Genomic DNA, 23,189 nt, shown 5'->3' on the forward strand with positions numbered 1-23,189 from the left:
TGTTCGCTTATCCAAAGAGCCCGTGAAGAAACCAGCGCGTTTCTTCACTCGTGACGCTCGGCCGCTCACGGTAGATCCAGTAGCAGCTTTTATCGTCTGCTTCGGCGACGAAATAGTCGCGCGTGACGAGCGCCCCGTCATGCCAGCCGGCTTCGATCCGCTCGCCGGTCGAAACGAGCTTGAGCGGCGAGCCATAGAACGGGCGATGGTTCTTGACCATCAAGCGCAGGGGCACATGCAGCAGCCAGGTCGGTCGCGGAAGATCATCGGGCGCGGACACGGTTTTGGGGCGGCCATTCGGCCCGTTCTTCGAACCGTTCTGGACCGGCACCCACTGGTTGGCGTGCTCGGGACGATGGTCAGGCGCAGGCGCTGGCCGCAAGACGTTCTCGGCGCCCAGGCGGGCGGCCAATAGTTCAAGCAGCCGGTTATGGTCCTGCGCCGATCCGCCGGGCTCCGGAAAGAGCGTATCGCTGGGCGGCTCGGCCGCCTGCACGTCGGCGGCAGTCAGCCGCACGGCGATGACCGCGGCTTGCAATTCCGTGCGTCCGAGCCGCTCCTTAAGAAGACGAACCAGATGCTCTTCGTGCCAGGTTGGCTCGGCCAGCGCAAGATCGATGAGCGTCGGCTCAATGGCCTGGCGTCCGCGCTCGTGCTCCAGCGTGACCGTGGCGTGCGTGAGTGCGAGTTGCTGGGCGGCGAGCCACCCGCATAATTGCACGACGAGCCGCCGCGCCGAGAAGAGGATGGCTTCGGCGTGCTCGGCGCGATCGGGCAATTCGACGCGCGCGCTAAAGGTCGGTGGCAATTCAAGCCACTCGTGTAGTTCGGGAGCCAGGCCATAGGCCCGGTCCAGGGAATCGAGTAGGTCCACGCCACACCTCTTCTTCAAACCTGCGCGAGGCAGGCGTTGGATATCGCTCAGCACACGGCAGCCGAGCCCGTTGAACCAGTCGGCGAAGCGGCGCAGCTCCGGCACGACCATGAAGGGCAAGCCGCCTAGCTGACGCTCGAGCGACTGCACCTTGAGCACGCGCCGGCGGCCAGCCTTGGCAAGCAGCCAGGCGCCGCGTCCCGTGGGGGCGACGCTCGTACCCGCCGTCACGCCAATCGCACTGACGACTTCCCTGATTTCCCTGCATACACGCAGAATGCCGCCAAAGAGGCGCAAGCTCGCGGTGACTTCCACGACGATGGTCTCTTCTTCGCACACCGCCACCTGCGGCGAGAAGCGCAGCAGCGCAATCGCAACCTCGCGCTGCATGTCTTGCTCGCGTTCCGCGCTGCGGTCAAACATGAGCGCATCAGGCGCGAGCGTCACAACTCCGCCGCGCTTCATCCCGACGCGCACACCGGCGCCTCTGGCCACCGCATCGAGCACGATGACCTTGTCGCGCTCGAGTACCACGCATCCGTGCTCAGACGGAGGCGACCACCTCGGTCGAAATACCTCCAGCGAAAGCCGGGGCAAGTGAATGGCGACGAACACGGCCATAGGAACTCAGCAGGATCGGCGACGGTTGTAGGGTGACGCACAGTTGCTCAGTCTGGGCAGGACCGCGTCGTTTAATGATGTCGACCGCGATCCCGCCCTCTGCCGGTCTCACGTTGAGCCGTAGCGTCGCCGGTGACGCATCTTGAGCGCTTGCAAGCGGCCGCACCAGGACCAGCAACGTCTCGGTCGCTTGGGCCACCAGGTGCAAGCGTCGCAGTGCCTCCGAGCGGATGTGCTGCTGCCACAAGAGCAGCGCGCCGCATGTACCGGCCTGCAGAACGCGCTCGGCGCTCCACAAGGCATCGGCGGTCTTCGACGCACGCAGCCACATCAGCTTGTCCACCGGCACACCGAGATACGAGAATGCCAGCGCATTGGGCACATGCGGCGCCTGCAGCAGCACGACAGGCCGCTGACTCAGGCGAGTGAGTGCGGGGCGCATCAAGCGCATCTCGCCGATCCCGGGTTGCTGGACTAACAACTCCACGAGTGCACCGAGCGGCCAGCCGCCGCCTGGCAGTTCCGCCGACAAGGCCGCGTAGCCGGTGTCGACGGTTCTTCCGTAGGCGCGCGCGAGCTGCGAGCCGCCCCACAGCGCGGGGTGGATGGACTCGACGTGGTTGGGCAGGGCGGCCATTTTGCATAAGTACTGTATGGATGTACAGTACTTTACATCGAAAACCGCAACATGGCATTGCGCCCTTTTTGTGGCCGCGATCCTGCGGGGTGACTATGCTCTAGCTCATTGCGCTGAGCGACCACGCGCACCGCCGGCATGGAATCCGCGACAGAGTCCCGGGCCGTGCCCGCCGGTGAAAGTGAGCGACTCCCGTTGATTCCGGCGCACGTGCCCGCAGTTGCTGGTGACGATGCGTGCGTCCGCTGCGGACCACAATGAATCAAAGGATGAGAGACTTGACGTATGGCTGAACCGGATAACAACGAAGTGTCGGAAGCGCGGGCGGAACTGCTGTGCTTCCTGGTCGCAACTGTCGCGGCCTCGTATTCGCTGACGCACGAGTGGCGAGTCGACCACGTGGTGGAAAGTTGCCGAATCTGGCTTCGACGCAATCAGCTTCACATGGACTGGCTTGAACGTGTGCGCCTCGGACAACTCGCGCTCAAGATCGCGAGGCGAGACCTAAAAGGCGCCGGCATTGCGGTGCGGCAGTCGAATGTCCAGGCGCTCTTCACGGGCGACATGCAACTCAACTATTCCTGCACCGTCATCAAGAAGATGCTGGCGCTGTGCAAAGAGGCGCTCTGAAGATCCAAGCGACTTCAGCCCTACCGCGACCATCTAACGAGGAACTTCCCGCATGTGCTACTCCGCGCAGATCCAGGCCGACTATCGTCGCTATGTGAAGATGTTCGGCGCACAAATGGACATCCGCGAGTTCGCGCGCCTTTTCTGGGAGCGCGCGGAGGGCAGCAAGGCCAAAATTCCGAAAGCGATGGAAGACGCGTTCCACGATCAAGCGACCGACGACGAGCGTCAGATCAAGGCGTTCATCGACCGGTACAACGCGGAACAGACGATGAAGCTGGAGCAGGAGCTCTTCAAGCAGCGCACCCGACTCGCAGATGCGGAGCGCACATTGCAGACGAAGACCACTAAGGCAGCAACCGAGAGCAAGCGCATCGCGACCGACAAGATCGACGCTGCGTTGCGTCGCCTGGCAGATATCAACCGCATTGCGCAAGAGCCGCGTGATTCACGCATCTTTCCGGGCTACTACGCGCCCGTCCTCGTGGTCGAAGATGGGCAGTACGTGGTCAAGCCGATGCGCTACCAGTGTCGCATTGCAGGTAAGCCCGCGAACTATGACATCAAGTACCCGGGCACGTACAACGCGCGGCGCGACAGTCTCGACAAGTTCTGGAAGCCGTGCTTCGGCTACACGCACGGCTTGCTGCTGGTCGACGTCTTCTATGAGAACGTCGCGCGCGCGAAGTGTGAGAACACCTTGTTTGAGACGCACGACGGACCGCAGGCGCCGGGAGAGAACGTCGTACTGGAGTTTCGGCCCAATAACGGCCAACTGCTGATGGTGGCCTGCCTGTGGTCGAAATGGACGGCTCCGGGTCAGCCGGATCTTTTGTCGTTTTCGGCGATCACGGACGAGCCGCCTGCGGAAGTCGAAGCCGCCGGCCACGACCGCTGCATTGTCCCGATCAAGCAAGAGAACGTTGAGGCCTGGCTGAACCCGCAAGCCTCCGACCTCGCCGCGCTCGATGCGATTCTCGAAGATCGCGACCGGCCGTATTACGAGCATCGGCTCGCTGCGTAATTGCCGCCAGCGGGCGATACGTGCCGCACATCACTCGGAACGCTCCTTGCTCGTCCATCGTTGTTCTTCACAAAGGAGGAAACGATGGCAGGCGACAATTCGTATAAGCCCGGCGAGATCGTCAAGGTATCCGGCATCTACTCGGTGGTTCATGAAGATGGAAAGGATACGTTCGAAGTGACATGCGTCGAGGGCGAGCACTTTCCTCCGACGCGAAGCGGCAAGGGCGCCCACTATGAACTGAAGTACGGCGCTACCCACTCGCACAAGCACAGCGAGTTGAAGGGCACCGAGGCACGTAGCTGATCTCAGAGCCGCTGAGTGAGGCTGCGACCCGTCTAGCGCTTTAGGCCGACGGCCCGGCGCATCGCGGCGGTGATGCCTTGCCGCGTGCGCCAGTAGCCTTCCCACGGGTCTGCAGCGAGCGTGCGTTGCCGGCGTATGGCTTGTCCCATCGTCCACTGGTCGCCGCTTTTGGCGTCGTTCAACTCATCCCATGAGATCGGCATCGACACGGCCATGCCGGGGCGAGCACGCACTGAGAAGGCGGCGACCGTGCTGGCGCTTCGCCCGTTGCGTAAATAGTCGATGAATATCTTGCCGACGCGATTCTTCGGGCCGAGCACCGCTGAAAAGCGTTGCGGTACCACGCGGGTCATGTGCTGCGCGACCGCCTGTGAAAAGAGCTTAACCTCATCCCATCCTTGTCGGCGGGTGAGCGGCACGACGATGTGAAAGCCCTTACCGCCGCTGGTTTTGGCGAAGGAGCGCAAGCCCAGCTCATCCAGTACCACCTTGACGAGCGAGGCCGCTTCGAGCATCGCGGACCACGGCAGGGCTGGGTCCGGGTCCAGGTCGAAGATGACACGGTCTGGATGTTCGAGGTCGGGCGCCACGCCATTCCATGAGTGGATTTCCACGACGCTCATCTGCGCGAGTCCGACTAGCGCGTCCGCGCTGTTAGCCACCAGCAGCGGCTTGTGCCCCGGATAGAGACTCACGGGCAACTCTTCGATGCCGGGGATGCGCGCGCGTTCGGAGTGCTTCTGGAAAAACAGCTCGCCGGCAATACCGTCGGGCGCACGCACCAGTGCGAGCGGCCGGGCATGAAGGTAGGGCAGCGCCCATTCGGCGATGGCGTCGTAGTAACGCACGATGTCGAGCTTGGTGCGGCCTGAGGCCTGATCCATCACGCGCTGTGGGTTGCTAATCTTGATGTCGCCGACGACGACCGTGCCGCGCGGACCTGGAGCCGATGCAAAACTGCCGATAACGACCATGAGACCCAGTTCGACGAAGCGCTCGTCTTCGACAGAGAAGCCCATCATGTTCTCCGCGATATAGGCGTGAGCCAATCCGGATCCTTCGCAGCTTCCTCCCGCTGACCTCGCTCGACCGAATCCAATACCTCGCCTGGCGGTTTCTCGCCGGTTGCCTTCATTTCCTGTCGCCGGAGCGCCACACCCGCAACGAAGACGGCAATGAACGCGTAGCCATCGACGATCAAGGTCGCACCGTAGGCCAAGGCAACGGTGCCGAGCGCAAGAAAACCCTCCAGACCCAAAGCATGGTCGTACTTCGTGCGCAGCTTCGTCACAAGCACAACGACACCGGTGCCCAACGCCCATCGTTTCCTACGTCGGCATTGCCACCGCGCCGAGCGCCTGGGCCACCGTCGAACGCCAACTGGCGAAGGTCATCGAGATAGAAAGCCTGAGCTCCCTAAGCGGCGATTTCGATTTCTTCGCGACGGTGCCCATATCGCTGAACTCTCGGCCGATGCGGACGCCGTAGCCAGCGATAACGCCGAGCCGTTCCATCCGGCCGACGCGTGCGATGACTGTGGTGCGCGCCACGCCGAGGCGTCGCGCAAGCAGGGCGACGCTCGTGCGGGAATCGTCCTGCAACTGGCGCAATAGATTGCGGTCTAGCGAGTCGAGCGAGTTCTCATCGTCCAATTCAACTCCTTGGGGAAACATGCGACGCGGCAAGCTGAGAGCACGCAGGTATCACGCGAGGGCATAGGCTGCCACCGACGAAATCCCTGCGAGGCCACGGAAACTCGAAACAGAGTGGAGGCTCACCAACTCGTCGACGCCCGTCTTGACAACATAAATAGATTATCTATTATCTATCGCACGACGACAGCCGGAGAACGCAATGCAACGTACAGTCATCCTCGATGGAGCGACCCTGACCGCCCAGGCGCTCAGCGACGTCGCACGCCACCACGCCCGCGTCGAACTATGTCCGACGTCACGCAATCTGGTGCAGGCGACGCGGGCCTATATCGAGGAAAAGTGGCTCAACGACACCGCGCCGCTGATGTACGCGTTCAATACGGGTGTCGGCAGCCTCAAGAACCGCCGGATCGGCAGCGAGGACATATCGGCGTTCCAGCGCAATCTCGTCCTCTCACACTCGGCGAGCACGGGTGACTTGATGCCCCCGGACGCGGTCCGGGCGATGATGGCGATCAGAGCTAACGCCTTTGCGAGCAATCGCTCGGGAGTCCGGGTCCAGATCGTCGACCGGCTTCTCGCCATGTTGAATCACGACATCGTTCCCGTAATCGCCTCAAAGGGCAGCGTGGGAGCCAGTGGGGACCTCGCACCACTGGCCATCATGAGCGCAGCGCTTATGGGGATGGCTGAGAGCAAAGTCCGGTTCCATGGGGAGATTGTGTCGGCGCCTGCCGCCTTTGAGCGGGCAGGGCTGCCTGCAACGATGGACGTCCAAGCGAAGGACGCTACGGCTCTCATCAACGGAGCAACGGCGTCGTTGGCCTACGCGGTGTTGGCCGCTTATGACGCCCGCGCAGTTCTGTCCGACGCGACGATTTCGCTTGGTATGACGCTGGAGGCGCTAAGGGCCGAACTGTCATGCTTTGACGACCGAGTCATGCTGGCTCGCCCGCACTCCGGTCAGCGGCGGATAGCCGCGGCGATCCGGGCGGTCATGTGCGGGACCGAGCGGTGCAGAGAGGAGTCTAGAAGAGTGCGCTTGGACTCACCTGCTGGCGGTAACGGCGCAAGAGACCGAGCCGCATTTGAACCACGTATCCAAGACGCCTATTCATTGCGGTGCGCGCCGCAGGTCTATGGACCCGCCCTCGACGCACTCGATTATATTGATGGCATCCTGGCGACGGAAATGAACAGTGCGACCGACAATCCGCTGATCTTCCCTGACGCCGCAGGAGCCTACCAAGTAATCTCAGGTGGACACTTTCACGGTCAATACGTTGCTCAGGCAATGGATCTACTTGCACTGGTGATGACCGACCTCGGCGCTATCTGTGATCGACGCACTGCGCGTCTCATTGATCCAGCGTGCAACTTCGGCTTGCCCACGAACCTCATCGCGGAACGGCCGGGCATCAACACAGGCTTCGCCGTCGTCCAGAGCATGGGTACAGGGCTGGTTCTTGAAAACGTCGCGCTGTGCAGCCCTGCCAGTGTGATAAGTCTGCCTGCGAAGGGCAACACCGAAGACCATGTTAGCAACTCCTGCTTTGCTGCGCGTCGCACGAGAACGATTGTTGAGAACACCCAGTCCATTGTGGCCGCCGAGTTGCTGGTCGCCGCTCAAGCTATCGACCTATCGGACGCTCACCTGGCCGCCTATGCCCTTGGACGGGGAGCGTCCGCGGCTCACAGAGTGATTCGTGAGAAAATCCCCGCAACGCTTGGCGACGATAGATGGGTACACGACGACATCGAGGCCGTGCGCTCTATGGTCGTTCACGGCACGTTGAGGCGGGCGGTTGAGGCGGTATGCGGTCCTTTTTTTGGCGCCGTTGACTTACCGGCATGAACATTTCACGAGTATAAGATGCGCGAATCGACCAGTATGACCTTACAAGAACGGATTGCGGGGCGACTGGCGGATCGAATCGTGAAAGGCGAGCTGCAGCCGGGAGAGTGGTTACGGCAAGATGCAATCGCCGCCGAATTCACCACCAGTCACGTACCCGTCCGCGAGGCGTTCCGTCGGCTCGAGTCGAAAGGCCTCGTTCAAAGCGTGCCGCGTCGAGGTGTACGGGTAGCCGACCTCGACGAGCCGTCAATCGTGGAGATCACAAGGATGCGGGCGGCTTTAGAGACGTTAGCAATGCGAGTGGCGATGCCGTTGATTCAAGACACCGACATTGCCGCAGCCACCGCTGCAATCGAGCGAGCGAATCGAGCTGTCGACATCGAAGAATGGGAACGTTGCAATCGTGAGTTCCACGAGGCCATTAGCCGACCGTGTGCCATGCCAAGGCTACTTCAGACGATCGACGAACTACACGTAGCACGCTTGCGCTATATGTACGCAACAGCACACGAAACGGACTGGGACCCTCAGTCGCAGGAGGAGCACTGCCAGATCCTCGATGCAATACGCCAACAAGACGTAACAAAGGCGTGCGCCTGCATCGAACGACATATTCTCGATTCCGTGGAGATCCTTATCAATGCGCTCCGCGACCGACAGCGAACAGTGAAAGTCCCGGTCGAAATCTAATCGTCTTCTCTTGCGCTTGGTGAGACGGCATTCATCAATTATCCAACCTTTCTTTAGGCACCCCACGGATACGTTGCTCGGATGTGGTGGTCAATGAAGCTGCCGGCTTTTCTAGGGACTTAGTAGGCCTAATGTGGTTGGAGCCGCGACTCCAGTACCGCTTCTCGCCCACCTTCGCCGTCACAGCGGCGAAACGGTTGGCTAACCAACTGCCCGCGCCGCCCTCGCCCGCAGCATAGACTAGCTTGGAAGACGGGTGACGTGTGATGAAACGCATCGCCTACCTCACCACCGCCAAAGCCGCTGATCGCCACAATCCGAACGCCAAGGCTCATCTTAGTTGCCTGCTCCCAAGGTCATCTAGAAGGATCATTTCATGGCGAGGGCGAGGTCACCGGCCAAAAAAGTCAATCCTCGCACCGTCGGATTCTCGACGATCGAGGCGAATGCCTCGACCTCGGGCGGACCAAGGAAGCGTCGACAACGGCATTGGTAGAGCAATCGCAATATAGGCGTCCGACGGCGCTATGTGCTCAACGCACACATCGAAACGAAGCAGCATCATTGACGTCACCGCCTTCGTAGCGGGCCCACTTCGGATAGTCGCATAGCGGTCGCGTGCGGCCCGGAACCCCAGCCGTATCGCTTGTCACTTGCGCAACTGGCGCCTTGTCTCGCTCGACCCACTGGGCGAGCGCCGACAGAGAATCCCAAGTGGCATTGAAGGTACTGCTGGCAGCGTGTCCCATGCCGGGAATCTCGTAGAAACGCACGAACGAATCGACGCAGTCAACGCCAAATTGCGCTTGCAAGCGCATCGCACGCCTGCATCGCCGCGTTGTACACGGCCTGGCGTTTCCCCACCGAGAGATACGCGCCCGGTTTCGCTAGGGCGCGGCTCATGCGCTGCCCTGCGAGCAGGGCGGCAGCATCGTCCCATGCCGGATACCATGCAATTGCACCGTCCCAGTCAGACGGCCAGCGTTGGATGGCCGTCACTGCCTCGCGCCCGCCAGTCGAGCCCCCGGCAAAATAGGCCTTGCTGGGCAAACGCGCATAGCGGGCTTTGATGATCGCCAGAGCCGCGTCGTGGGTTTTCTTCAACGCGTCGCCGCCGAAATTCTTCAACGCCTCGTCGTTCGCACCGAAGCGTCCGTCCTGAGAACCCAACGCGTTAGCCTGATGGCCGGAGTCGCTGGCAAACGTCGCGTAGCCGCGACCGAGCGGCACAGCTGCATCGACGGGACCATTGGGTACGTTGCCCGCCACATTGGGGATGGTGCCGTCGAATCCGCCGCCGCCGAACATCAAGACCTTGCCGTTCCACTGGGCGGGAAGCGCCACTCTGAACTGGATGTCGGGCGCGAACCTGTCGATGGGGGATATCTTGCCTGTCACTTCGCAGTAGTCCGGTAACGCGCTTGCACCGCTTCCGCTCGCGGTGACCGGCTTGACCGCAGTGACGCTCGCTCCGGATGTGGGCTCGCCAATTTCCGAAGCCGGCACCACAAAGCCTTGAAGACGTTGGCAGGCGGCTTCGTGTCCCGCTGGCGGCGTCGCACCGATGCTGTATGCCGAAACCGCGGAAGTGACGATAGCCGCGATCACGCGCGCGGCCCTCGCAATGCAGCACTGACCTGTTGCCATAACGTCTCCTTATGGATAACGCCTCACGTGGGCGTGGCTTATTTAGCAGTAGCGGCATCGGCCGCGAACTGGCTTGACCCGTGGAGCGCGACCGACGCATGTCACCGGTGAAAGCCATTTGATAGTAGTGGCGGCATCTGGGCGGCGCGAGGTCAGATTCGGACTCGAAAAGGTGCTACGAGGACAATCTCAGCATGCTCGTCGCGGACGGGCGCGACGAGCGATCTGGCAAGGTCTGGCAAGGTCTGGCAAGGTCTGGCAAGGTCTGGCAAGGTCTGGCAAGGTCTGGCAGAACGGCGCGGACGAAAGATTCAACGGCAAGTTCCGAGATCAACGTTTGAGCCTTAAATGGTTCTGGACGCGCGCGGAAGCGAAGATCGTGATCGAAAGCCGCGCACGATCGGCAAGACTGCGTGTCGAGTCGCTTCTCGAGTAGGCGAATTCGTTGGCTCAACGGTGGCTGCGTGACATATCAGCGCTCGGCCGCGCGAGATAACACGACGATGCTGGCCCGATCAGTTGTGCTTCCCGCTAGGGAAGGGCGATGGGCTCGATGAGGGTCCAATGGGGCGTCGTCAGCTCTAGACCACGCGGCAATCTCATCGCGGCGGTAGAGGAAACACGCCGATGCGCGCATCGCCCAGCGTCGTTGAACGGCTCTATTGCTGCACATCTGTCAATGAGGACTCACACCATTTTCAAGGCGAAACGTTCCTCTTCAACGTTAGCGTCACTTAAAAGCTTTCGAAACCCGCCAAGAACGGACGACCGGCTTCGGACCACTGATCGTCGACAAGCGCCTAGCGATGAAAGGCATGCGGGGCGTTTTTCATTCCGTTGTCGTCCCTGGGTCTAGCGTACTCGATACCCGGCTTCACTGGCCTCGCCATCGTGACGCGCCGCGCGCGGGGAGTTTGGTTCACGCGGGCGTGTAGATCGCAAGTTTCAACGCAGGGTCGTCGTTCGCCTGAAAGCTCGCGTAATCGTAGCGTTGCGCGCCACGCTCAGGATGGGTCAGCACCTTCTGCCCGGACGTGCCTCCTCGAACATCGTGCGCGTTCCACCATTTCGCGAACTCGGCGCTGTGCGAGCGAAGTCTTTCGACGAGTTCGACAAAGGCTGGATCGTCAGCATAGAGATCATGCGTTGCGCGAAACAACGCGATCATGCGACGCGCCTCGCTGGTCCAGGTCGCGCCGAATAGCCGTCGAGCATCCGGTTCGATGAACATGAACACCAGAATGTTGCGGTCCGGTTCGGCGAGACGGTCGAAGCCGAGCAGATCGGCCGCCGCACCATTCCAGGCCAGCAGATCCCAGCGCCTGCCCGTGACATACGCGGGAAGCTCGAGTGTCGCGATCAGATTCGCGATGGGTCCCGGCACGCTCTCGCGAGTGAAGGGCTGCCGATCGCCGATGCGTGCCAGTGCGCGCAGATGCGCCGCCTCGACTTTGCCGAGCCGCAGCGCGCGAGCCAGCGCTTCGAGCGTGGTATCGGACGGACTTACCGTGCGGCCCTGCTCGAGCCGCACGTACCAGTCCACGCCAATGCCCGCGAGTTCCGCCACTTCCTCGCGACGCAAACCGGGCGTGCGACGCCGCCGGCCGCCGTTAGTGAGTCCCACGGATTCGGGACTCAGCTTCTCGCGCCGTGAGCGCAGGAAATCGCCAAACTCGCTTCGGCTCGCTTTTGTCACGACCGTCCTTCCTGTAAAAGCAGGTACGCGGCAATCCCAGGATAGTGCTAGGCCTTGTTGCCGATTCTACGCCTGCCAGAATGGCCTTGCCTGACCACCATCAAAAGGAGACTCCGATGAAAGCAGCCATTCTGCATACGCTCGGCGAGCCGCTTGCGATTGAAGATGTAGGAGATCCTTCGTTGGGTACCGGCGAAGTGATCGTCGACGTCGTTGCCGCGCCAGTACTGTCGTATGCGCGAGAAGTATTCAGCGGCGAGCGCCGCTACGCGATCGAATTGCCAATCGTGCCGGGCTGCGGGGCTATCGGTCGCGTACGCGCGTTTGGCCCCGACGCCACACATCTGAGAACAGGCGACTGGGTTTTCTGCGACCCGACCGTTCGTTCACGCGACGACGCGCTCACACCCGACATTACATTGCAGGGGTGGAGTGCACGCGGCGACGGGGGATTGCGCCTTGCGCGACATTTCCACCACGGCCCGTTTGCCACACAAATGCGCGTGCCGACTGAGAACGCCATTCGCATCGGTGACATCGACCCCGACGATGCCGCGAAATGGTGCGCGCTCAACACCATGCTGGTTCCGTATGGCGGGTTGCTTGCGTCGAATCTGCAGGCTGGCGAGACATTGCTTGTGAGCGGCGCGACTGGGAATTTTGGCAGTGCGTGCGTCGCCGTTGCCCTCGCAATGGGTGCGCGCTGCGTGGTCGCGCCGGGCCGCAATAAAAGTTCGCTCGCGGACCTGCAAAGGCGGTTCGGGGAACGCATCCGTGCAGTGGAGCTGACTGGCAACGAGGACGACGATCGGGAACGGATGCGTGCGGCTGCCGGAGCCCCTATCGACTGCGTAATGGACCTGCTGCCGCCATCTGCGACCACGAGGACGGTGCGCGCGGCGGTGATGGCCGTGCGCCCCCACGGACGCGTTGTGTTAATGGGCGGTGTCGGCATGCTCGGCGGCGACGGCCTCGACTTGCCTTATCCGTGGATCATGCGCAACGACATCACCGTGCGGGGCAAATGGATGTATCCGCCGGAAGCGGTCACGCTTATGACCGGCCTGGTTCGCGGCGGTCTGCTCGATCTTGGTCTCTTCGACGTGACCTCCTTCAAGCTCGACGACGTGAACGAAGCCATCGGTCATGCTGCGGCGGATGGAGGCCCGTTCAGGATGACGGTCGTCCATCCTTAGACCCCGCGCTTGCTGTTCGGTCAGGCGATGCGAGCGCGCCGGCATTCTTATGAGAACGCCAGGTCCGATCGCGTCTGACCGGTAAGGGCGAGTGTTCGCAGCAAGTCCAACGGTTCCGCGAGTCCACATCACCGGCTGCGCAGTGCTAGAACCTCCCCGCGCGGTAGGGATGTGGACTGGTGAAGCCCGCTTCTCCGTCCATCAACTCGCTCAGCAGCCTGCCCGTCACTGGCCCGAGCGTCAGTCCGTGATGCGCATGTCCGAACGCAAACCAGAGACCGGGATGACGGTCCGCCGGTCCGATCACCGGCCGCATATCCGGCGTGCAGGGTCGCATTCCGAGCCACGGCGCGTCGTCGATGCGCGCCCCGAGGCCGAACATCGGACGCGCAAGGCGCTCCGCTCGTTCGAGTTGCACCGGACTCGGCGGCCTATCGCGGCACGCCAGTTCGACGCCGGTCGTGAGTCGCAGCCCGCGCCGCATCGGCGCGACCACATAGCCGTTTTCGATATCGACGACGGGCCGGGATAGGGCAGCGCGGCCGTCGCTCGCGTAGTGCATGTGATAGCCGCGCTTTGCCACCAGCGGAATGCGGTAGCCGAACTTGCGCGCGAGATCCCCGGACCAGACGCCCAGCGCGATGACCGCCGCCTGCGCCTCAACAAGCCCGCTCGACGTCATCACGCGCCAGCCGCTGCCCGACCGTTGGAGCGTCGCGGCGTCCCCGCTCAGGATGCGTCCGCCCCGGCGCTCGAACAGCGTCGCATATCCTTTCGTCAGCGCGCCGGGATCGATGACACTGCGCGGGTCGGTCCAGTGGATGGCGCCCGCGTATCCGTCTGCGAGCGATGCCTCCAGCCGATGCAGCGCGGCCGCATCGAGCACCTTCATGCCCAGACTGTGCTCGCTCGCGATGCGCTCGGCATCGCTCGCCTCGCGCTCGAACTGCTCGGGCGAGCGATAGGCTTCGAGCCAGCCCGTGGGCCGCACGAGATCGGAAAGACCTGCGTGCGCGATCAGCGCCTCATGCTCGGCTACGCTGTTGCGGATGAGCGGAAGCATGTCGCGCGCGGCGGCGGCGAGACGCGCCGGCGCCGACTCCCGCCAGTAGCGCGCGAGCCACGGCGCATAGGCGGGCAGGGAACGCAGGTCGTAGCGCAGGGCGGTCGACCTGTTCATCGCGAACTTGAACACGGTGCGCAGGTCTCGCGGAAACGCATAAGGCACCACCGACGACGCCTCGATCAGCCCCGCATTGCCGAAGCTCGTCGCTTCGCCGGGCGCGCGCCGGTCGACGAGCGTCACCTGCCATCCGCGCTGCTGCAGATTCAGCGCGACGCTCACTCCCACGATACCCGCGCCGAGCACGATCACGTCATGAGCCATGTGCAGAGCCTGCTGAAATGGTTATTTGGCGATGATGTCGCGTTTGAAGTACTTTTGCGAGAGCTGGCTGAGGGTTCCGTCCTTCTTCAGCGAATCGAGCGCGGCGACGACCTTCGCTTTCAACGCGGCGTCGTCCTTGCGCAAGCCGATGCCCGTGCCTTCGCCGAGCGTGGACGGATCGGTCAACGGGCCGCCCGCGAAATCGAAGGCCTTGCCCTCGGGCTTCGCGAGAAAGCCGTCGATCGCCGTCTGCACTTCCTGCACCGCGCCGTCGAGCCGCCCGGCCGAGAGATCCGCGAAGATCTGGTCCTGGCTCTGATACGTCACGACTTGCACGCCTGCGCTCGCCCAGTGCTTGCGCACGTAATCCTCCTGAGTGGAGCCTTGCAGCACGCCGACCCGCTTGTCCTTCAGGCTTGCGGGCGTCGGCTCCAGATGCGAGCCGCGCTTCGCGACCATCTGGATCGGCATCACGTAGACGGGCGGCGTGAAGTCGATGGCCTGCCTGCGCTTGGCCGTGATGTTCATCGCCGAATTAATTGCGTCGAACTTGCGGGCCTGCAGCGCGGCGATCAGTCCGTCGAAGCTGTTCTCCACCCACACGCACTTCATCTTGACCCGCTCGCACACGGCATTGCCGATGTCGATGTCGAAGCCTTCGAGCGTGCCTGCCGGGGTCTTGCTCTCGAACGGGGGATACGACGCCTCGACCCCGAAGCGCAAGGTCTGCGAATCCGCGTGCGCCACGCCGAATGCGAACGCGAAACTCGCCGCGCCCGCGAAGCAAATCATCTTCCAGTTCATTGTCGCCACCCAAGTTCGTGTGTGATCCGCCGCCCGGGTTTCGCCGAGCGCCCATCGGAAATATAGTCCATAAACAGAATAAAAGTCTAGAATAGACAAAAATGTCTAATCAACCCGCAGCGGCTGCATGGCAAGACCCTGGCCGCGCGAACCGGAGGCTATCGAATGAACTCGTTGTCCGAAACCACGCGCGATAAGACGCCTTCCATCGTTCACGAAGACGACGTGCGGCGAGCGCTGCCGTCGCTGGATATCAACGGGGCGCTCGAAGACATGTTCGACGCGCTCGGCGACGGCGGTGCCGTGCAGCCACCGCAGACGCTCACGCCTCTTCCGGACGGCGCGGGCGATTTCATCACTTATCTCGGGGCGCTCGCGAAACACGGCGTCTTCGGCGCAAAGCTCTCGCCGTATATCGTGCATCCCGGCGCGCCGATCGTCACCGCCTGGACAGCGCTGATGTCGATGCGCACCGGCGCGCCGCTCATGTGGTGCGATGCCGCGGTCCTCACCACCGAGCGCACGGCGGGTACCACGGCGCTCGCGGTCGCGCGGCTCGCGCGCGAGTCGAGCGAACGCCTCGCGATCATCGGCTCGGGGAGCGTCGCGCTTGCGCATCTGCGGCATGTCGCACCGTTGCGCGCATGGTCGGAGATCCGCATTCATTCGCCGCGCCTGGTGAACGACCACGAACGCGCCGACGAAGCGCGGGCGCTCGACGCACGCGTGCGCATCGCGGCATCGGTCGCCGAGTGCGTGCGCGATGCGGATGTCGTGCTGCTGTGCACGTCGTCGGGTACGCCGGTGCTCTCGCTCGATGCGCTCACGAAGCCAGCGCTCATCACCTCGATCAGCACGAACGTCGCTCGAGCGCACGAGATTCATCCGGCCGCGCTGAATGCGCTCGATGTCTACTGCGACTATCGGCAGACGACGCCGTCGAGCGCGGGCGAAATGGTGATCGCGCAGGAGTGTCACGGCTGGTCGCCCACTATGATTCGCGGCGATCTCGCGGAACTCGTGCGCGGCGCGTGCCCGGCGCCATCTTCCGAGCGCAGCGTGTTCTTCCGCTCCATTGGCCTCGGCCTCGAAGACATTGCGGTCGCGCACGCCCTCTATCTCCATCTCGCGAGGCCGCGCGCCGCGGATTAAGCAGTATCATCGTCTTTCAACGTTCTGGAACTCATGCCCCCATCCCGGTCAATGTCACGACGCAAGACGCCGAAGCCCGGTGCCATCGCACGAGAGGCGCTGCTCGCGCGCTATGCGCACATCGCGGACAGCATCACGACGCTGTTCTTTCCCTATGCGGAAGTCGTAATCCACGATCTCTCAGATCAGACTGTCGCGTATCTGTCGAACAATCTGTCGAAGCGCGAGATCGGCGACGACTCCGCGCTCGAGGATATCGAGGACACCGCGCGCGACCGGCTCGTCGGCCCCTACGAGAAGCTGAACTGGGATGGCCGCCGCATGCGCTGCGTGAGCACGGCGCTGTTCGACGACGAGGGCAACGCCGCCGGCGTGATGTGCATCAACTTCAACATCGCGGCTTTCGAGGAAATGCGTTCGACCCTCGATCTCTTCTTGCGCGGTGCGGGCGTCGTCGCGCAGCCCGTCGAGCTATTCAAAGACGACTGGCAGGAGCGCATCAACACGTTTCTGCACGGCTGGCTGCGCGAGCGGCAGATCGCGCTCAATTCGCTCACGCGCGAACATCGGCGTGAGCTCGTCGAGGCGCTGCACGCGCAGGGCGCGTTCAAGGGCAAGAGTTCGGCGAACTACGTGGCCAAAGTGCTCGGCATGGGACGCGCGACCGTTTACAAGCATCTGCGTGAGATGAAAGACGGCGTCTAAGCGGTGACCTGCGCCGGCAACAACGCCGGCTGGGCTGATAGTTTGCTCGGCTCTTTTACGCCAGCGCAGCTTCGCTCGGGTCCACGACGCTAGGCAGCAGTTTGCAACCTCGACAGCAAGTGCACCTAGGGCTCGAACGCGGGGCAGATCAGTGCAGCGTGCGCAGACTTGGATTCAAATAACGTGCGCCTGTCGACATAATGCCGAATCGAGGTTATGTAACAGCATAACTAAGAGATGGCGCGACACGCCGAGCTGCCGGTTGTCGGGGACAAACCGATTCACGAACCGTTCACTATGCCCGAACTGTGCGTATAATGTGCGTGTCGCATCGACGCCGGAGCTGAAAAGATGAACGCAGATACCTTTGCCGACGTGTTGGAGTCTGCTCGAGAAACGGGAACGTCGCGGCTTTCGGCGGCTAACCTCGCCAACGTGCTGGGCCTGCAGCAGCAGGATCTAGCCGCCATAGCCGGCGTGCACCGAAACACGCTGCGCACGCATCCGGAGTCGCCGAAGCTGCAGGGCGCGCTTCGTGACCTGATGCGAGTCGTGTCGGCGGCTGTCGCGCTTCAACCAGACCTTGAACGCGCGCTGTTCTTCATCAAGAACCATCCGATCCCGGCGTTTCGTCATAAGACGATCCTCCAGTTGGTGCAGGATGGCCGGACTGACGATGTGATCGACTACCTGGAATCCATCAGCGCAGGTTTCGTTGGATGATCGTCACCGATCTGCCCAAAGGAACCACGCTCTATCGCGCACACACCCCGCGCTGGGCCGACCGCCCCATGGGCGGGGCAGGCGCCGCGCTGAAAGGTGGACGCTTCAACCGCGAAGGTGTCGAGGCGCTGTACTTGTCGCTGGAAGTACTAACCGCGCTGCGCGAATACCAGCAGACCTCCCCTTTTCTTCCGCCTTGCACGATCTGCTCTTACATGGCCGCTCTCAGGGACCTGGTAGACCTGCGGCAACTCGACAGAGGAAATTGGGACGAGCTTTGGGGCGATTGGCGCGAGGACTGGCGGTACTGGAAGTTCGAGCAGCACATCGAGCCACCGACCTGGGTATTGAGCGACCTGGTTCGGGACGTCGGCTACACAGGCATCATTTTCCCGAGTCAAGCGCACGCTGGAGGCACCAACGTGGTGGTGTTCATCGATCGACTTGCTAACGGCAATTCGATTGAGGTCAACGATCCCAACGAGAAACTTCCTCGAAACCAGTCGAGCTGGCCACGATAGTCGGCATTCGTACACGCTGCGCTGTGTGCGTGGACGCTGGCCTCAGCCCAGATGCATTGCGTATCTGAACAGATGTCTTCTCTAGCGAAATGAGGCAACGTGACGGCGATGTGGCTGAAGGCATCAGCACTATGCGGCCTTCGCCTAAAAAGACGAGATGCCCCCGGGTGAGAGTCGGGGGCATCTCAGTGAGATGGAAGCGGTTGACGTTGGCGTCAGCGATTCACAACCTTTTTCGGCATCGTCAGGACGATGGCCGCTGCAACGATCAACGACGCTGCCACGCAGTACAGGCCCACATCGGTGCTGTGCGTCATGTCCTTGACCCAGCCGACCAGATAAGGACTGACGAAGCCTGCGAGATTGCCGACCGAATTGATCAGTGCGATGCCCGCCGCTGCCGCCACGCCGCCGAGGAACGCGGGAGGGATCGCCCAGAACTGGCACAGCGCGCCGAGAATGCCGATGGTCGCGACGGTCAGTGACGCCACCGCCAACGCGACGTTGTGCGGCACCAGCGTACTTGCGACAAGACCCACCGCGCCGACGATCGCTGGCAGCGCGACGTGCCAGCGCCGTTCCTTGCTGCGGTCCGAGCTGCGTCCCAGCAACACCATCGCGACGGCGGCCGCGCCGTAGGGAATCATCGTCAGGAGACCGACGTTGAGCGCATCGGATACGCCCGATGCCTTAATGAGCGTCGGCAGCCAGAAGCCGATACCGTACAGCCCCATGATGATGCCGAAGTAGCACAGGCACAGCACCCACACGCGGCGATTGCTGAACGCGCCGCTCGCGCTATGTACCTCGATATGCTCCGATTCGTTCGCGAGCCCTTTCTCGAGCAGTGTCTTCTCATCGGCGCTGAGCCATTTCGCGGAACTGATCTTGTCGTCGAGATACATCAGCACGACGAGGCCGCCGATGATCGAAGGCAACGCCTCCAGCAGGAACAGCCATCGCCAACCCGCCAGCCCGCCGACGCCGCCGAAGTTGTTCAGAATCCAGCCCGATAGCGGACCGCCGATGACGCCCGCAATGGGGATGCCCGTCATGAACAACGCCGTGATCTTCGCGCGCCGCGACGACGGATACCAATACGTAAGATAAAGAATGATGCCCGGGAAGAAGCCCGCTTCCGCAACGCCGAGAAAGAAGCGCAGCGCATAGAATGCGGCCGGCGTCTTCACGAAGATCATCATGCCGGACAGCACGCCCCAACTCAGCATGATGCGCGCGATCCACTTGCGCGCGCCGAATCGATGCAGTGCGATGTTGCTCGGCACTTCGAAGATGAAATAGCCGATGAAGAAGATGCCCGCGCCCAGGCCGTAGACGGTCTCGCTGAACTTGAGATCGGCAAGCATTTGCAGCTTCGCGAACCCGACGTTCACGCGATCGAGATAAGCAAAGACATAGCATAAGAATAGAAAGGGGATGAGCCGCCAGGTCACCTTGGCATACGTTCGATCCTCGGCATCGGTATGCGCGACGACATCGCCGTAAGTGGTTTTCAACATGATTGTCTCCGTGAATCGTCACCGGCGTGCTACATGGTCACGCCGGCTTTTGGTCCTGATGGTTGGCGGCTTACGCGCCGTCGCTCAGTGGAACATGTCGGGGTTCGTCTGCACGAGCTGCTCATAGATCGGCTGAAAATGCAGCCAGCCGATGTATTCGCTGCCGACGTTCTCGCGGCTGTACCGCGAACTGTGCTCCGGCACCATGACGGGCTTGATGCCGGTTGCTTCGACGAGCAACTGCTGCTGGCAGCATCGCTCCAATGCGATGAACCAGAACGCCGCCGCTTCGATGCTGTGACGGCTCGCGGTCAGGAGGCCGTGATTCTGGTGAATGGCGGCCTTGACGTTCTTGAAGTAATCGGCAACGGACAGGCCCGCCTTCTCTTCGACCGCGACTGCGCCGGCTTCGTCCTTGATGACGACGTGGTCCTCGAAGAATGCGGCGGCGTCCTGTGTGATCGGGTCGAGCGGGCGGCCGAGCGCCGCGAACGCAGTACCGTAGACGGTATGCGCGTGGCACATCGCGACGATATCCGGATTCGCTTCATGCACCGCGGCGTGCAGCACGAAGCCCGCGCGATTCAACGCATACTCGCCTTCCACCACCTTGCCCGCGTGATTCGCGAGAATCAGATTTGAAATCTTGACCTGCGAGAAATGCACGGCCATCGGGTTGGTCCAGTACAACTCCGGAAACTCGGGGTCGCGTACCGTCAGATGGCCGGCGAAACCATAGTCGAAGTTATGCATCGCAAACGCGCGGCACGCTGCGACCAGACGCTCCTTTCGATGCTGGCGCTCTTCCGCGAACGAACTGAAATCCGGCAGTTCGGGGAATTTCAGTCCCGCCTGTTTCGGCCGATAGATCGAATTATTGGACGGATGGGAGATGGTGCGGCGCAGTTCAGTTTGTTTCGCGCCGGTCTGATGTTCTTCGACGGTAACGGTCATGGCTGTTTCCGGATCGGGGCTGTTGGCATGCCCGCTAAGATAAGGAAACCCGCCTCGGCCATCTACGGGCGCCGGACAATAAGATTTATCACGACGCGGTATATATGCGGGATTACACCACCTGCCAGGGGGGCGTCCTGAAGGCATCGACGAAATAGTCGATGAAGGCGCGGATGCGCGGCACCACCTGCCGCTCGGGTAGATAGACGATGTGAATCGCGGTATCGTCCTTCGCCTCGTATTCGCTCAAAAGCCGCACGAGTTCGCCCCGGCGGATGGCCGGCAACGCGAGATGCTCGGCAAGCCGCATGATGCCCACGCCTGCCACGCACAGTTGAAACAGCGTGGTGCCGTCCGTGCTGCGGAAACCGCCGCGCACCGCCACGCGTTCCAGCTTGCCGTTGATGATGAACGGCCACTGATTGAGATGCTCGCGTGGCGATTCCCATGTCAGACATGCGTGCTTTGTGAGGCCCTGCGGCGTGACTGGCTGGCCGTGCGCGGCGAGGTAGGCGGGCGAGGCGACCACAATGCGTTGCAAGTCGCACAACTTCCGGCTGCGCAGCGATGAATCCTGTAATCGGCCCATGCGCACGGCGATATCGAAATTGTCTTCGATCAGATTGACGTTGGAATCCGACAACGAAAAGTGCACGCACACCTTCGGATGAGCCGCAAGAAAGCCGGGCAACTGAGGCACCAGTTGATCCATGCCGAAGGCGTGCGGCGCGCTCACTCGCAAATTGCCGGTAGGTTCGCTCGATCGAACTTGCGCTTCCGCTTCTTCGAGGCTCTCGAGAATCTCGCTGCACGACCGAAGGAATCGTTCACCCTCGTTCGTGAGACGCATTCTGCGTGTCGAACGATGAAGCAACTGCACGCCGAGTCGTCGTTCTAGATTGCTGATATTTTGACTGATGAAAGGCTGACTGACGTTGAGGACGTTCGCGGCCGCGGTGAAACCGCCCGTCTCCACGACGGTTTTAAATATTCGCATCTCCAGAAGTCTTTCATCCTTCATGAGGGCTGGTCCATTGCGGAGTGGGTTTTGTCGTGGATGTTGAACTCGGTTTTGGTGTGGCGACTCGTGACGGGGATGCAGGTAGGCACTACCGTGACGGACGGTAACACGAGTGTTTGCCGGATCGTTCGTATCGATTTCGGCAATGCGGTGACTAGTTCCGCATTGAAGGCTGGCTGCCAAGACCGGACGTGCGATTAGCGCCGCGGTGTCCCAGTCGTCGAGCGGGCTACCGTGCGTCAATAAAAGACGTGGATGCACCACATCAGCAGCTAGAACTGCGACGTGGATTACAACACGATCATCGAGGAGCGGCGAGAGCAATTGAGGGCCGCTCGGCTGCGCACAGAAGAAGCGTGAGCGTCGCGCAGCACGTGCTCAAAGGCGGCGTCGTAACTTGGCGCTCGGAGTCAAAGGTGGCGTCGAACCGCTCACTGTTCGGGAACCGGGCTTTAATACGAGGAGGACGCAGGTCTGTCTTGTCATTTTTCTGGCTGTCGCGATTTACTCTAATTGTTCTTAGTATCTGTACTTCAAAGTGCGCTGATCATACCGCGCAGCGGCAGTCGACTGGTCGACCGCGATGTGACGGTGTCCAACTAGTCCCGGTCTCACAAGTCCGTGTGCTCGTCTGCTTTTTCCTCGATGGTCTGGCGCAGCCGAGTGGCGGTCCGGTGGCTGGACAATCCCATCAGGCTGCTTACCTGCTCGTTGGACTTACCGCTGATGAGATGGCGTCGACCAAATGTGTTCCTCAGCAATCTAGGACTCTCGTCAGCCGCGGAAAGGTTGGCCGCATGCAAAGCGGATCGCACGCATTTGAGCATGGTGTCGGGCTGCATCGGTTTGCCGGCCGCCGTCGTAATGAACAGCCACTGAGTGGCGCAGAGTATTGAGCGCCGCCCGTCGGCGTATGCGCGGAGCACGTCGACTGCAAACGCATCTATCGGTACCCGGCGCGCGATGCGAGGTCCGTGCTTATCGACAAAGATGGTCGGACGGTCGTTGTCAGCGTCGAGGTCGTCGACCCGCAGTTGCCGAAGCTCGGCCGCAATCACCCCAGAGCCAAGAAGAAGGGCGACGATCGCGAGATTCCGCAGTTGCTTGAACGACTCGGGCTTCGCTGAGGCGATGAGGTCCTGCAACCGCGCGTCGTCCTCCGCAGACAGGTAGATAGGCGTCGGCTCGTCCTCTGGCCAGCTTTCGTTGTTGAGCATCGCGGCGGCTGGGTTATCCGCGCGTAGCTCCATGTTCACCAAGTGCCGGGTGAAGCGGTCGATCAACTTCAGGTAGCGCAGCCTCGTGGTTGTGCCGGGCGCGCAATTCCGCGCAAGGTCTGTGAAGAAGCCCTCGAGGTGGTCGGCGCCGAAGGTCGCGACGCTCTGCCGATGTGCGATGAGGTAGTCGTTGAACCGCGAGAACATCGAGCGGTGCTGGACGATTGACTGATCGGCGAACGCACGACGATCAGCACCGGTCGCTTCTTCGCGTTGCCATTGCGCGTAGGCTTCTTCTGGATCGGACAGCCACTGAACGTTGGTCATAAATCGATATACTGAGATTCGCCA

Annotated in this window: 22 protein-coding genes and 2 pseudogenes; 11 read left to right on the forward strand and 13 right to left on the reverse strand. The window is 61.8% G+C overall.

Annotation, left to right across the window (positions count from 1 at the left end):
- Nucleotides 1–7: 7 nt before the first annotated feature.
- Nucleotides 8–1,495: a Y-family DNA polymerase gene (locus tag NCR37_RS23090; protein WP_250475129.1), complete on the reverse strand. Its 1,488-nt coding sequence runs from the start codon at nt 1,493–1,495 to the stop codon at nt 8–10.
- Complete coding sequence (imuA, locus tag NCR37_RS23095; RefSeq protein WP_250475130.1) at nt 1,419–2,132, reverse strand: translesion DNA synthesis-associated protein ImuA; 714 nt, start codon at nt 2,130–2,132, stop codon at nt 1,419–1,421. The genes NCR37_RS23090 and imuA overlap by 77 nt, the downstream gene beginning before the upstream one ends.
- Before the next feature lie 285 nt (nt 2,133–2,417).
- On the opposite strand from imuA, the gene NCR37_RS23100 reads away from it, so the two are divergent.
- The 3 genes from NCR37_RS23100 to NCR37_RS23110 all read left to right on the forward strand — a co-directional run bounded on the left by NCR37_RS23100 (nt 2,418) and on the right by NCR37_RS23110 (nt 4,092).
- Nucleotides 2,418–2,762 (forward strand): hypothetical protein, encoded by a 345-nt coding sequence (locus NCR37_RS23100; RefSeq protein ID WP_250475131.1) that lies wholly within the window; start codon nt 2,418–2,420, stop codon nt 2,760–2,762.
- A 52-nt stretch (nt 2,763–2,814) separates the two neighbouring features.
- Nucleotides 2,815–3,786: an SOS response-associated peptidase family protein gene (locus NCR37_RS23105; RefSeq protein WP_250475132.1), complete on the forward strand. Its 972-nt coding sequence runs from the start codon at nt 2,815–2,817 to the stop codon at nt 3,784–3,786.
- An 84-nt stretch (nt 3,787–3,870) separates the two neighbouring features.
- The gene (locus NCR37_RS23110) at nt 3,871–4,092 is read left to right on the forward strand and encodes a hypothetical protein (RefSeq protein WP_250475133.1); all 222 of its coding nucleotides are present in this window, start codon (nt 3,871–3,873) and stop codon (nt 4,090–4,092) included.
- A gap of 32 nt (nt 4,093–4,124) precedes the next feature.
- On the opposite strand, the gene ligD is transcribed toward NCR37_RS23110, so the two are convergent.
- Genes ligD through NCR37_RS28740 form a run of 3 tightly spaced genes read right to left on the reverse strand, consistent with a single transcriptional unit; the run spans nt 4,125 to nt 5,744 of the window.
- The gene (gene ligD, locus NCR37_RS23115; RefSeq protein WP_502800574.1) at nt 4,125–5,114 is read right to left on the reverse strand and encodes a non-homologous end-joining DNA ligase; all 990 of its coding nucleotides are present in this window, start codon (nt 5,112–5,114) and stop codon (nt 4,125–4,127) included.
- Nucleotides 5,111–5,407, reverse strand: coding sequence for a hypothetical protein (locus NCR37_RS23120; protein ID WP_250475134.1), 297 nt, complete (start codon nt 5,405–5,407; stop codon nt 5,111–5,113). Before NCR37_RS23120 ends, ligD begins: the two co-directional genes overlap by 4 nt.
- 13 nt (nt 5,408–5,420) lie before the next feature.
- Entirely contained in the window at nt 5,421–5,744 is a 324-nt protein-coding gene (locus NCR37_RS28740) for an Lrp/AsnC family transcriptional regulator (protein WP_502800575.1), read from the reverse strand.
- Between the two features lie 202 nt (nt 5,745–5,946).
- Between NCR37_RS28740 and NCR37_RS23130 the strand changes: the two genes are divergently transcribed.
- A complete protein-coding gene (locus tag NCR37_RS23130) occupies nt 5,947–7,602 on the forward strand; it encodes an HAL/PAL/TAL family ammonia-lyase (RefSeq protein WP_250475135.1) in 1,656 nt (551 codons plus the stop codon).
- 18 nt (nt 7,603–7,620) lie between these two features.
- Nucleotides 7,621–8,295 (forward strand): GntR family transcriptional regulator, encoded by a 675-nt coding sequence (locus NCR37_RS23135; RefSeq protein ID WP_250475136.1) that lies wholly within the window; start codon nt 7,621–7,623, stop codon nt 8,293–8,295.
- Between the two features lie 533 nt (nt 8,296–8,828).
- Here the strand turns inward: NCR37_RS23135 and NCR37_RS23140 are convergent.
- Nucleotides 8,829–9,942: pseudogene (locus NCR37_RS23140) on the reverse strand (tannase/feruloyl esterase family alpha/beta hydrolase).
- A 271-nt stretch (nt 9,943–10,213) separates the two neighbouring features.
- On the opposite strand from NCR37_RS23140, the pseudogene NCR37_RS23145 reads away from it, so the two are divergent.
- Nucleotides 10,214–10,342, forward strand: a pseudogene (locus tag NCR37_RS23145) (integrase core domain-containing protein); the annotation flags it as partial.
- Nucleotides 10,343–10,861: 519 nt separating this feature from the next.
- Here the strand turns inward: NCR37_RS23145 and NCR37_RS23150 are convergent.
- Entirely contained in the window at nt 10,862–11,638 is a 777-nt protein-coding gene (locus tag NCR37_RS23150) for a helix-turn-helix transcriptional regulator (protein WP_250475137.1), read from the reverse strand.
- Nucleotides 11,639–11,754: 116 nt separating this feature from the next.
- On the opposite strand from NCR37_RS23150, the gene NCR37_RS23155 reads away from it, so the two are divergent.
- Nucleotides 11,755–12,834: a zinc-binding dehydrogenase gene (locus NCR37_RS23155; protein WP_250475138.1), complete on the forward strand. Its 1,080-nt coding sequence runs from the start codon at nt 11,755–11,757 to the stop codon at nt 12,832–12,834.
- A gap of 145 nt (nt 12,835–12,979) precedes the next feature.
- Here NCR37_RS23155 and NCR37_RS23160 read toward each other — a convergent pair whose 3' ends face one another.
- Together NCR37_RS23160 and NCR37_RS23165 are read right to left on the reverse strand one after the other, a co-directional pair.
- A complete protein-coding gene (locus NCR37_RS23160) occupies nt 12,980–14,221 on the reverse strand; it encodes an NAD(P)/FAD-dependent oxidoreductase (RefSeq protein WP_250475139.1) in 1,242 nt (413 codons plus the stop codon).
- Nucleotides 14,222–14,242: 21 nt separating this feature from the next.
- Nucleotides 14,243–15,025, reverse strand: coding sequence for an ABC transporter substrate-binding protein (locus tag NCR37_RS23165; RefSeq protein WP_250475140.1), 783 nt, complete (start codon nt 15,023–15,025; stop codon nt 14,243–14,245).
- Between the two features lie 165 nt (nt 15,026–15,190).
- Here NCR37_RS23165 and NCR37_RS23170 point away from each other — a divergent pair, with 165 nt between their 5' ends.
- From NCR37_RS23170 to NCR37_RS23185, 4 genes are all read left to right on the forward strand, one after another.
- Nucleotides 15,191–16,177 carry an ornithine cyclodeaminase family protein gene (locus NCR37_RS23170; RefSeq protein ID WP_250475141.1) on the forward strand — a complete coding sequence of 329 codons (987 nt, stop codon included), beginning with the start codon at nt 15,191–15,193 and terminating at the stop codon, nt 16,175–16,177.
- A gap of 51 nt (nt 16,178–16,228) precedes the next feature.
- A complete protein-coding gene (locus NCR37_RS23175; protein WP_250475142.1) occupies nt 16,229–16,882 on the forward strand; it encodes a helix-turn-helix transcriptional regulator in 654 nt (217 codons plus the stop codon).
- Between the two features lie 351 nt (nt 16,883–17,233).
- A complete protein-coding gene (locus NCR37_RS23180; protein ID WP_250475143.1) occupies nt 17,234–17,605 on the forward strand; it encodes a DNA-binding protein in 372 nt (123 codons plus the stop codon).
- Nucleotides 17,602–18,126, forward strand: coding sequence for an RES family NAD+ phosphorylase (locus tag NCR37_RS23185; RefSeq protein WP_250475144.1), 525 nt, complete (start codon nt 17,602–17,604; stop codon nt 18,124–18,126). Before NCR37_RS23180 ends, NCR37_RS23185 begins: the two co-directional genes overlap by 4 nt.
- Nucleotides 18,127–18,341: 215 nt before the next feature.
- On the opposite strand, the gene NCR37_RS23190 is transcribed toward NCR37_RS23185, so the two are convergent.
- The 4 genes from NCR37_RS23190 to NCR37_RS23205 form a co-directional block, all read right to left on the reverse strand.
- Complete coding sequence (locus NCR37_RS23190) at nt 18,342–19,646, reverse strand: MFS transporter (protein WP_250475145.1); 1,305 nt, start codon at nt 19,644–19,646, stop codon at nt 18,342–18,344.
- Between the two features lie 84 nt (nt 19,647–19,730).
- Nucleotides 19,731–20,600, reverse strand: a complete 870-nt coding sequence (locus NCR37_RS23195) for a class II aldolase/adducin family protein (RefSeq protein ID WP_250475146.1) — start codon at nt 20,598–20,600, stop codon at nt 19,731–19,733.
- Nucleotides 20,601–20,712: 112 nt separating this feature from the next.
- The gene (locus tag NCR37_RS23200; protein WP_250475200.1) at nt 20,713–21,621 is read right to left on the reverse strand and encodes a LysR family transcriptional regulator; all 909 of its coding nucleotides are present in this window, start codon (nt 21,619–21,621) and stop codon (nt 20,713–20,715) included.
- Nucleotides 21,622–22,232: 611 nt separating this feature from the next.
- Complete coding sequence (locus tag NCR37_RS23205; protein ID WP_250475147.1) at nt 22,233–23,165, reverse strand: tyrosine-type recombinase/integrase; 933 nt, start codon at nt 23,163–23,165, stop codon at nt 22,233–22,235.
- Nucleotides 23,166–23,189: the final 24 nt, after the last annotated feature.

The sequence above is a fragment of the Caballeronia sp. GAFFF1 genome (genome assembly GCF_023630705.1).
Classification (GTDB): Bacteria; Pseudomonadota; Gammaproteobacteria; order Burkholderiales; family Burkholderiaceae; genus Caballeronia.